The following is a 10,562-nucleotide window of genomic DNA, read 5'->3' as shown; positions in this document are numbered from 1 at the left end:
CGACCCCCGACAAAACCGAGAAGCGCAGGATCAAGCGGCAATCGGGCCGCCTTTTCTTTGGATACTTTCTTTTGGCGGAGCAAAAGAAAGTATCTCGCCTTCGGGTGCGAGAACCCGATTAAAAAAATCGTCGCGACAGCGACTCATTATTTGTTTTTTAAATCGCAGAATATATCTGCGTAACATCAGATCTTAAACCATGACAACTTTAAAAAACGACCTTTTTCTTAAAGCCCTGCTCAGACAACCTATAGACCGCACCCCTGTATGGATGATGCGCCAAGCGGGCCGATACTTGCCCGAATACCGCCAAATACGCGAACAGGCGGGCAGCTTTATGAACCTTTGCACCAACCCCGAATTGGCCTGTGAAGTGACCCTGCAACCGTTGCGCCGTTTCGCCTTCGATGCCGCCATCCTATTTTCCGATATTTTGACCATCCCTGACGCGATGGGCTTAGGGCTATATTTTACCGAAGGCGAAGGCCCTAAATTCCACAATCCGGTACGCAGCCTTGCCGACATCCAACGCCTGCCCATCCCCGACCCCGGTGCAGAATTACGCTATGTTACCGATGCCGTCAGCCTGATCAGAAAAAACCTCCAAGGCAGCGTACCGCTAATCGGTTTTTCCGGCAGCCCTTGGACACTGGCGACCTATATGGTCGAAGGCGGCAGCAGCAAAAGCTTCCAGAAAGTCAAAAGTTTGATGTACGAGCAACCCGCCGTCATGCACCTGCTGTTGGACAAATTGGCACAAGCCGTCGCCGCTTACCTCAACGCCCAAATCGAAGCTGGGGCACAAGCAGTGATGCTGTTCGATACTTGGGGCGGCATGTTAAGCAGCGAAGACTATGCCGAATTCTCCTTGCGCTATGCCAAACAAGTCCGGGCTTTATTAAAAACCGAGCAGGACGGGCAAGTTATCCCGACTATCTTGTTTACCAAAGGTGGTGGCTTGTGGTTGGAAACCATGACGGATGCGGGCTATGATGCTTTAGGCTTGGATTGGCAAACCGACATCGGTCAGGCGCGGGCGCGGGTGGGCGGTAAAGTTGCCTTGCAAGGCAATATGGATCCTATCGCCTTATATGCCCAACCGGACATCATTAAGGAAAAAGTCAAAACGATATTAAGCAAATACGGTTCAGGTTCTGGGCATGTGTTTAACTTAGGGCATGGCATTTTGCCGGATATTAACCCCGACCACGTCAAAGCGATGGTCGATGCTGTCCACGAATACAGCCCGGCGCTCCACGCTTAAAGACTTTGGCGAAGCCTTGCAGGTTGCCGTACCCGCAAGGCTTCGCCGCCGTTACATCTCAAAACGCAACAGCTGATGCCAGCGGTAACGGCTAATCGGCAAGCCGGCACGAAAGCCCGCCTGTTCTGCCATAGCCTGTAAAGCCGACAAGGTTTCGGGAAAATCATAGTCAATGATATGTTGGCAAGCCACTTCCTTCTCCTGCGGGCAAACCCCTTGCCAACAGTCACGCAACCAACCGCAATAAGCCGCCAAATACGCTGCCCTATCCTCCTCCTCGGCACGGACAGTGTCCACCAGCACTAGACAGCCACCTGCATTCAAATGCGCGAAAGTGGCCTGAAAAAACGCCTCTTTTTGGGCAGTGCTTAAATGATGCAACGCAAAGCCGGTAAAAATTACGTCATAGCGCTGCGTACTGGCCACCAAAACTTCCAGCAAATCGCCACACCGCCACTCTACTGGGCAAGCCAAAGCCTGAAGGTTATCTGCCGCCAAAGCCAGCGCGGTTTTGGACAAATCCACCCCGCAATAACCGCCTATCGGCAACCCGGCCAACACCGTAGCAAAATGCGCGGCATCGCCGCAGCCCAAATCCAAGAAAGAAAAACCAGGCCTGACCGATTGCAAAACCGCCGCAACGTCAGCGTATAGCTCCCTATGGAACATATTATTGGCGCTGACAATTTTTTTATAAATTTCCCAAGTGTCGAAAATGTTTTCGGCTTCAGTCTGTATCTGGTCGTGCATAGCGTCTCCGTAAGGTCTGTAGAAAATCCGCCATAACATACCGCCCGATCTTTTAGAAAACAATCGCTTTTTGCGCTTGCCCCCTGACTCTTACATTTTTTCAAGGCCATTTAACAAGTTAATCAATTTTGACGAATAAAGCCAAGTGTCTTGTTTAGCCGCGTCAATATCAGGATTGTCATGGCTAATCCGCAGGGCGGCATTATGGAAAGCGGTATGGGTCTGCTCAAGCTCATGGATTACGTCTTGCTTATTTTTAGGAAACGCATCCAGCTTAGGTTTTATGTCAGCATAAAACATCTTGCCGAATGCACATTCCGTAGGCTTTTTATGGTTAAACTCGGTATGCTGCTTAAGGCATTTTTGTATGCCGTTAATATACAAAACGTGTTGGACCATATAGTTACTAAAAGAAATCATGCTATCAACCTCAGTTAACAAACGCCTTTTTAGGGCGTTTTTCCATTTTAAAATACTTTATGACAAGATGTAGAGTCTAGCTGCCCTGACAAGGAGATATGCCGCTACGCCTCCGGCAACACTCTCTTAAGGCTGTTACGCTTTAACAAAAAATACACCACCGGAATCACCACCAACGAGAACAGGGTTGAGGCGATAATGCCGAAAATGAAGCTCCACGCCAAACCGGAGAAAATCGGGTCTAAGACGATCATCATCGAACCCAGCACAGCGGAGGCGGCGGTTAAAAAGATGGGCTTCAAACGGGTTGCCCCCGCTTCGACAATCGCCTCCGCCAAGCTGATGGCCGGGTTATTACGGTAAATATTCTCAATAAAATCAATCAGAATAATCGAGTTGCGCACGACGATACCCGCCAAGGCGATCATGCCTATCATTGCCGTGGCTGTAAAGTAAATGGGGGTCGCATACCCGCCGACCGGGGCAGTAAACAGGTTAATGAACCAAAAACCCGGCATAATGCCAATGACCGTCAGCGGAATCGCTATCATCATAATTAACGGCACGGACAGCGAGCCGGTTTGCCCGACCAGCAACACATAAATCATCACCATCGCCGCCGCAAATGCCAGCCCCAGATCCCGGAACACATCGACCGTGATTTTCCACTCGCCCTCCCCCGCCATTTCGGCATGATAGCCGTCCGGCAAAGGCTGGCGGTCAAATACACCAAACAAATCCAAAATAGCCTCAACCGGACTGCGTCCGGCCATTTCCCCGGTCACATAAGCCACCCGCTGCATATTTTTATGGTAAATGGCCTGTTCGCCGTTTTCATGGGCGAATTGCCCAAGCTCGCTCAGCCGCACTAAAGTGCCATCCGCACTGGCTACCGACAAAGCCAGCAAATCCGCTTCGGAAGAGCGCACCGCCCTAGGCAATTGCAGTTGTATCGTTAAGGGTTGACGCTCTTGGGCAAGATGCAGTTGACCTACCTGAACGCCTTCTATTGCCAATTGCAAGGTACGCGCCACTTGCGTACTGCTGATACCCAGCAACGCGGCTTTATCGTGGTCGATGAGAAAATGCAGCTTGCCTTGTTCAGCTTCGATGACATCATCGATATCGACCACCCCGGCGGTCTTTGCCACATCCGCCCGCACCCGTTGAGCGACATGGAGAATATCCTGATAATGGGCTTCGGGCGGGCCGTAAATTTCCGCAACTAACGTTGACAGGACTGGCGGCCCCGGCGGCATTTCGACAATTTTGACATTCGCGCCATAGCGTTTTTCGATGCGGTCAATGTCCGACCTGATGCGTAGGGCAATCGCGTGCGAAGACTGTTCACGCCGGGTCTTATCCGCTAACACGATACGGATATCGCCGACATTCGCCCCTTGGCGCAGGTAGTAATGCCGCACCATACCGTTAAAATCCATAGGCGACGCCAGCCCGACATAGCGTTGATAACTGCTGACTTCGTTGACACTGGCAAGGTATTGCCCTAAAGCGGCCGCGACTTCATCCGTCGCTTCCAAAGAACTGCCTTTTGGCATATCAATGATAAGCTGCAAGTCATTTTTATTATCGAAAGGCAATAACTTTAACGGTACGACCCGCGTCACCGCCAGCATTGCCGAAGCGACAAAAGCCAACAGCACCGCCAATAAAAACCAGCCGGCCTTGGCTTTGCTGCCTAATAAAGGCGCTAAGAGCGCCTGATAGATTTTAAAGCCCCGGCTGGCTTTCAGGTCAAATACCGTATCATGGCCTTTGCCATAATCGCCTTTCAAAAGCCGATAACTCGCCCACGGCGTAACCGTAAAAGCGATCACCAAGGACAAGAGCATGGCAATCGGCACGTTAAACGCCATCGGTGCCATATATGGCCCCATCATGCCCGTAATAAAAAACATCGGCACAAACGACATAATGACCGCAAAAGTCGCCAAAATAGTCGGTGGCCTAATTTCGTTAACCGCCGATAACAGCGCCTGTAAAGGCGGCTCTTTGCGCATTTGGTAATGGCGGTGGATATTTTCGACATCCACTATCGGGTCATCCACCAATAGCCCTAAGGACAGGATCAGCGCGAACAAAGTCACACGGTTAATGGTATAGCCGAACAGATAATCACATAACAAAGTCACGGCAAAGGTCATCGGTACCGCCAACGACACAATCAGCGATTCCTTAAAGCCCAGCGACAAGGCCAACAACACAATAATGGTCAAAATCGCCAACGACAAGTGCATCACCAACTCATTGACCTTATGGTCGGCAGTCGCGCCGTAATTGCGCGTAACCGTCAGCAAAACATTATCAGGAATTAACGTGCCTTTAAGCTGTTCCGTCAGCGCCAAAACCTGCTCAGCAACACTAACGGCATTGCTGCCGCGCCGCTTGGCGATAGCGATAGTGGTCATGTAACGTTCCTCACCTGCCATCGGCAACGGGGCGTTAGTGCCGACCGTTTGCATCGCCGTGACGGCAGGGCCAAAACCGATGCGCGTGTATTCGTCAACATCCGCCGCCCCGTCGATAATTTGCGCGACATCCCGCAAATGCAGCAACCGCCCACCGACACTTTTTAACACCGTAGCACCGACTTGCCCGGCATCATCAAACGACGGCCCCGCCTCTAACACCAGTTGCTTATTTGCCGCCGTGATGGTGCCGACGTGCAGATTACTATTATTTTGCGCCAGCGCCTGTTGGATGTCCGGCAACGTCAACGCCGCCGCCTCCAGTTTGGCGGGATCAGGATAAATGCTGACCCGCCGGGGCGCACTGCCGACCACCCAGCTTTTGCCGACATTATCGACTTCCCGCAACCGGGCGATCAATTCATCGGCGATACGCCGCAACGCCGTTGCCTCGCCATTGGGCTGTGACGACGACAGGCTTAACAGCACAATCGGCACATCGTCAATTTCAACGGGCTTCACCAACCAATTGCTGACGCTAGGCGGGATCATATCTTGGTTGGCCTGTAACTTATCGCGGGTTTTAATCAGGCTGCTTTCCAGATTTTCCCCCACCAAATAACGCACCGTCACCACCGCCTCACCGGGGCGCGACACCGAATAGACATATTCCACACCCTGAATTTGCCTTAGCAAAACTTCCAACGGCGTGGTGACTTGTTGCTCAACCTCACCTGCTGACGCGCCGGGTACTTGGACAAACACATCCATGACCGGGACGATAATTTGCGGGTCTTCTTCGCGCGGGGTCAGCAGCAACGCCGCCGCCCCCGCCAGCAAGGAAATCAGCAAAAACAGCAACGACAAATGCGAAGTGGTGAACAGCCTGACAATAGCGACCGTCAGGCTGTCTTTTTTAATATCGGCGCTCATGACTGCAACCCACTGTCCAGCAGAATAGTTTCACCCTCATGCAAACCCGATAACACCTCAACTTGCCCACCGTAGGCCTTGCCGGTGCGGATATGGCGGACATGCGCCTGCTTGCCTTCGACTACCTTAACCGCCTGCAACTGCCCATAGGACACCACCGCCGTTTGCGGTATCAACAACACTTGCTGCTGGGCTTGGCAAGCCAACTCCAACCAAGCAAACTGCCCATGTTGTAAACCGTGCGTGGCGGGTAAGCTGATTTTTATGGCTTGGCTACGCGTTTGCGGGTCAGTTTCCGGGGCGATTTCATCCACCTTGCCCTGCACCGTCTGGTGCAGTGCGTCGATACGCACCGTCACCGCCATACCCAAACCGATTTGCCCGGCACAAGTGCTGGGCACCGCCGCCTCCAGACGCAAATCATCAGGCTTCAATAAGGTGACAATCGTCTGGTTCGGCATTCCCATATCGCCGGGTTCTTGCAATCGCTCACCAATAATGCCGTCAAACGGCGCGGTTAAAACATCTTCGCCTAACAGCACTTGGCTTTGCTGGGCAGAACTGGCGGCTTGGTTCGCCAGTGCCCGCGCCGCCCGCGCCCCTGCCAATACCGCATCATAATTTTGCTTAGTAGCAGCTTGTTTAGCATATAAATCAATGATGCGCCTCTCTTCCGCCGCCGCTTGCGCGGCTTGCGCCTCGGCGGCGGCTTGGGCGGCTTGGGATGCTTGGCTAGCAGCGCGTAGCTCCCGATCATCCAGCCGGGCAAGCACTGCCCCTTTATGGACACGCTCACCTGGATGTACAGGGATATCGACAATACGCGCATTGAGTTTCGGGGCAATTTTAACGGCCAGTCGTGAGCGTACCGTACCCTGCCAAGCCGAGACATTCGTCGTCGCTTGGCGGGCAACCGTCAGCGTTGCCGCCCCAGTTGGCACCAGTTGCCCTATCGCCTCGGTAGTGCCTTGGCTAATCTTCTGCCCACCGCCTAAAAAACCTAATGCGAATAAAATCACCAATACTAAGCCGCTAATCGCGGCAATCGGTATCAACCAGGGGTAGCTTGTTAAAAATGTCTTCTGAGCGGTCATCTGAACCTGTCCTGTGTCTTATTGCCAAAAACCGATGGCCTGTTTAAGTTCCGCGTCCGCGCGTAACGCGTCAAAACGGGCGCTGATTTGCCGCGCATGGGCTTTATCACGCGCCACTTCCGCTTCAATATAGCGTGTCACCGTCACTACCCCGGCTTGCCGTTGCTCGTTGACCAAACGCAACGCCTCTTCGGCGGCTTGTACCGACACTGTCGCCACGTCAGCGCGGTTTAAGGCTTCCTGTAAATTTAATTGCGCCGATTTCAGCCCGTTTTCAATCTGCAAACGGCTTTGCCGGGCAGCTTCTTGTGCCGCTGTCACTTCATGCTCGGCTTTTTTGACTTTGGCCTGGGTAGCAAAACCGTTAAACACATCCACTTCGACTTGTACCCCGATACTGACATTATCGCGGTTGGTGCTAAAGTCCACATCCTTACTGTTCGCGCCATAACTCACATAGGCATCGGCACGCGGCAGATACGCGCCTTTAGCGGCGGCAAGCTGTTGCTCGGCAATGGCGACGCGTTTTTGCGCCGCCTGTAATTCGGGATGCTGCGCCATAGCCTGTGCCAGCAACTCCGTAAATTTTTCTGGCGGTTTAGGTAAGGCTTGCGCCAGGGTTTCCTTAAGAGCCAACGGCTCGTCCGCGGATATTCCCAACAAGGTTTTCAGCATGGTCAACGCCATTTCGATGGCATTAGCGGCATGAATTTCCGCCTCTTTCGCTTCCGCCACCTGCACTTGTAAGGACAGTACATCCGATTTCAGCACCGTACCCGCCTGATAGCGCAATTGCGATTGTTCAAGCTCACTTTGCACCGCCGTCACCGAACGCTGGCTAACTTGATGGGCCTCGGCCGCCGCCAAATGCGCGTAATACGCGGCGCTGATATGATTGACCAAGCGGTTACGCACCGCCGCCTGTTCCAGCTCCGCCGCTTGCGTGCCCAACTGTGCCGCTTCGCGTAAATGGCTGTCTTGGCCGCCCCGATACAATGAATAAGTCGCCGTGACTTGCGGACGGAAGTTCTCGACCCCGCCCGGATGGTTAAAATCCGTGCCCGCAAAATTTAGCCGCCGCTGGGAGATTAACATCGCGAACGCCTCGGCCGGATTATTGCTGTATTGATAAGACACCCCCAGCTTCACTTGCGGATAATTGGCTGCCATCGCCAACTGCAATTGGTCTTGTGCCTGCCCAAGCCTCGCTTCAATAATGGTCAGCTCAGGATTATTTTCCAGCGCGTAAGCAATCGCCTGCGGCAAAGTCAACGCCGTAGCGGGTGGTGCGGCATACACACCCGTCATCGAGCCGAGGATACCGCCGATAAGCAATGTCTTTAAATAGTTCATGAGTTCCGTAGAGTATGGCTAAATGGCTAAAACGACAAAAAGGCCAGTGAAGGTTGCGCCCTCACTGGCCGGACAGCTTATTTTGACTTTTTCAAGCGCATAATGCCCATCGCTTTTAACGGCAAGCGCTCATAAAACGGCTCGCTCAAACCCTTGCGCACTTTGCGCATGAAATACTTTTCATAAGCAATTTTCAACCAATGCACCCAACGTCCGCGTGCCGCCCATTGCACATTGCGCGGCGGGATTTGCGGCATAGCTAAGAAAGCAATGCCCGAATCGCCAAAATCGGCCAGACATAAAGCATTCCAAGTCCCTTTATGGCTAGGCGCTTTACCGTCCAGCTCATCACGGATATTATGCGCCGTAGCCGTTACCATAGACTCGATCATATAGCCGGTTTTTGGCACACCTGTCGGTACAGGCGTTTGTTCCTGCGGCGGAATGGCGATACACACCCCCACCGAATAAATATTTTTATAGGTCGGGTTACGTTGATGCTCATCAACCAAGACAAACCCGCGCGGATTCACCAGTTTATCAATACCCATCAACGCATCAACGCCTTTAAAGGCAGGCAACATCATGCTGTGCTTAAACGGCAACTCATGCTGTTTTTTCACCTGCCCGCTGTCATCCACTTCCGTGACATACATCATGCCGGCTTCGATTTTGTCGACTTTAGCATTGCAAATCCAATTGATATGCTTATTGCGCAACTCGCTTTCCAGCATCCCACGCGTATCACCAACCCCGCCCAGACCCAAATGGCCGATATAAGGCTCGGCAGTGACATAGGTCATTTTCACCTTGTCGCGGATTTGGCGCTTACGCAAATCGGTTTCGACAATAAACATATATTCATAAGCCGGCCCGAAACACGAAGCCCCTTGTACCGCACCAATAATAATCGGCCCCGGTTCCTCAACAAAGCCATCCCAAAATTCACCCGCCTTACCCGCATGGTCGACATGGCAGACCGATTGCGTATAACCTTCGGGGCCTAAGCCAGGGATTTCCTCAAACGCCAGTTTGGGGCCGGTGGCAATCACCAGATAGTCATAAGCCACCAACGCACCGTCCGCCAATTCCACCTGATTAGTTTCGGGGTGGAAACGGGTCACTTTTTGCTGGATAAACGTGATCTGTTTCTTTTTAAAGACCGGTACCAACTCGACTTTAATGTCTTCCGGTTTACGCCAGTTGACCCCTACCCATGGGTTAGACGGGACAAAATGGAAGGTTGGTGTATCGGCGATCACCACCACCTCATCTTCCTTACGCGCCAGTTCCTTCATTTCAAAAGACATCGGAATGCCGCCGATACCCGCCCCAACAATTACAATTTTAGCCATGACCTACTCCTCTTTTTATTATATGACTGCCTATAATTGGCAGGATGATTTAACGCCCAGTTTTTTCAGGACTATTTCCAACGGACAGAATTGGGTAAAACCGCTTTGCAATAAATTAGCCCCGACAAAGGCGGTAAACCAAAGCCAATCACGGTGCAGAAAAAACGGGCTGCCTGCCACGCCTAGGCAAAGGGACAGCAAGATGAAGCATCCGGCAACAATTCTGACGACGCGCTCGATAGTCATAATTTTGGCTCCTCAAAGGTAAAATTTTATAAATAACTCTATTATTAAATTCTAATGCTATTGCTGTGCCAAATTCAAGAAAACCGTAGCCCCCTCAGCAATCTTCTGTTTTTTATGAGGAATAATAAATCTTTTATTTTATGATGGATATGTTTCAATTAAAATGTGAAACAATTTACGTTTCAATATGAAACACCAGCGAGACACTGCAAAACTATTTTTGCTAACGGTCTGGACAATGGGCTACTGGTTCAGCCCATTAATACGGGGTAAAGACAACTTTTTAACGTGACTGTGCTTCACAAGTCATTTCTCTTACGGTTGCAAAAAAATGTTTCTTGAGTGCTTGAAAATAACAAGCCAAAAATATAAGAAGATAGGCAACAGCTGCCAAAAATCAGGCATCAAGCCTGCATCTGCTTAAACTCGATCATCAAGTTTTTCATAAAGTCACCTCTAAATAGTGAGGAAGATTAGCGGAGAGCTAAGGCTTGTTAAGGTGGGCAGCTCCCTCCCCTGATGGGGATGGTTGGGGTGGGGAGAATAAAATCAATGACTTATGCTCATGACTAAGAGATTTTAATCAGACTGTTTTTATTTCGTTTAATGAAAAAAGCCTTATTTAGATTCTCCCCACCCCATCCCTCCCCATCAGGGGAGGGGGACGGATTCCATTGCAGCTTGTTGTTTTTACTTAATTAAAATACTAATCCAATAT

At 51.3% G+C, this 10,562-nt stretch carries 8 protein-coding genes; 1 reads left to right on the top strand and 7 read right to left on the bottom strand.

All coding sequences use genetic code 11. The features are described from left to right. The first annotated feature begins 199 nt into the window (after positions 1-199). Positions 200-1,264 (top strand): uroporphyrinogen decarboxylase, encoded by a 1,065-nt coding sequence (gene hemE / locus AADEFJLK_RS21230; RefSeq protein WP_103975681.1) that lies wholly within the window; start codon positions 200-202, stop codon positions 1,262-1,264. A 51-nt stretch (positions 1,265-1,315) separates the two neighbouring features. Here hemE and AADEFJLK_RS21225 read toward each other — a convergent pair whose 3' ends face one another. From AADEFJLK_RS21225 to AADEFJLK_RS21195, 7 genes are all read right to left on the bottom strand, one after another. Beyond that, entirely contained in the window at positions 1,316-2,014 is a 699-nt protein-coding gene (locus AADEFJLK_RS21225) for a class I SAM-dependent methyltransferase (RefSeq protein ID WP_170065202.1), read from the bottom strand. 90 nt (positions 2,015-2,104) lie between these two features. Continuing rightward, positions 2,105-2,434: a CZB domain-containing protein gene (locus AADEFJLK_RS21220; protein ID WP_103975679.1), complete on the bottom strand. Its 330-nt coding sequence runs from the start codon at positions 2,432-2,434 to the stop codon at positions 2,105-2,107. Positions 2,435-2,538: 104 nt separating this feature from the next. Further along, entirely contained in the window at positions 2,539-5,796 is a 3,258-nt protein-coding gene (locus AADEFJLK_RS21215) for an efflux RND transporter permease subunit (protein ID WP_103975678.1), read from the bottom strand. Beyond that, positions 5,793-6,890, bottom strand: a complete 1,098-nt coding sequence (locus AADEFJLK_RS21210; protein ID WP_103975677.1) for an efflux RND transporter periplasmic adaptor subunit — start codon at positions 6,888-6,890, stop codon at positions 5,793-5,795. The genes AADEFJLK_RS21215 and AADEFJLK_RS21210 overlap by 4 nt, the downstream gene beginning before the upstream one ends. Positions 6,891-6,908: 18 nt before the next feature. Further along, on the bottom strand, positions 6,909-8,243 hold the full coding sequence (locus AADEFJLK_RS21205) for a TolC family protein (RefSeq protein ID WP_088620349.1): 1,335 nt from the start codon (positions 8,241-8,243) through the stop codon (positions 6,909-6,911). Between the two features lie 77 nt (positions 8,244-8,320). Next, positions 8,321-9,598, bottom strand: coding sequence for an NAD(P)/FAD-dependent oxidoreductase (locus tag AADEFJLK_RS21200; RefSeq protein ID WP_088620348.1), 1,278 nt, complete (start codon positions 9,596-9,598; stop codon positions 8,321-8,323). Between the two features lie 30 nt (positions 9,599-9,628). Beyond that, a complete protein-coding gene (locus tag AADEFJLK_RS21195) occupies positions 9,629-9,844 on the bottom strand; it encodes a YgaP family membrane protein (protein ID WP_103975676.1) in 216 nt (71 codons plus the stop codon). Positions 9,845-10,562 lie beyond the last annotated feature (718 nt).

The sequence above is a fragment of the Methylovulum psychrotolerans genome, assembly GCF_002923755.1.
Classification (GTDB): Bacteria; Pseudomonadota; Gammaproteobacteria; order Methylococcales; family Methylomonadaceae; genus Methylovulum; species Methylovulum psychrotolerans.
This window is presented reverse-complemented; position numbering and strand designations above follow the sequence as displayed.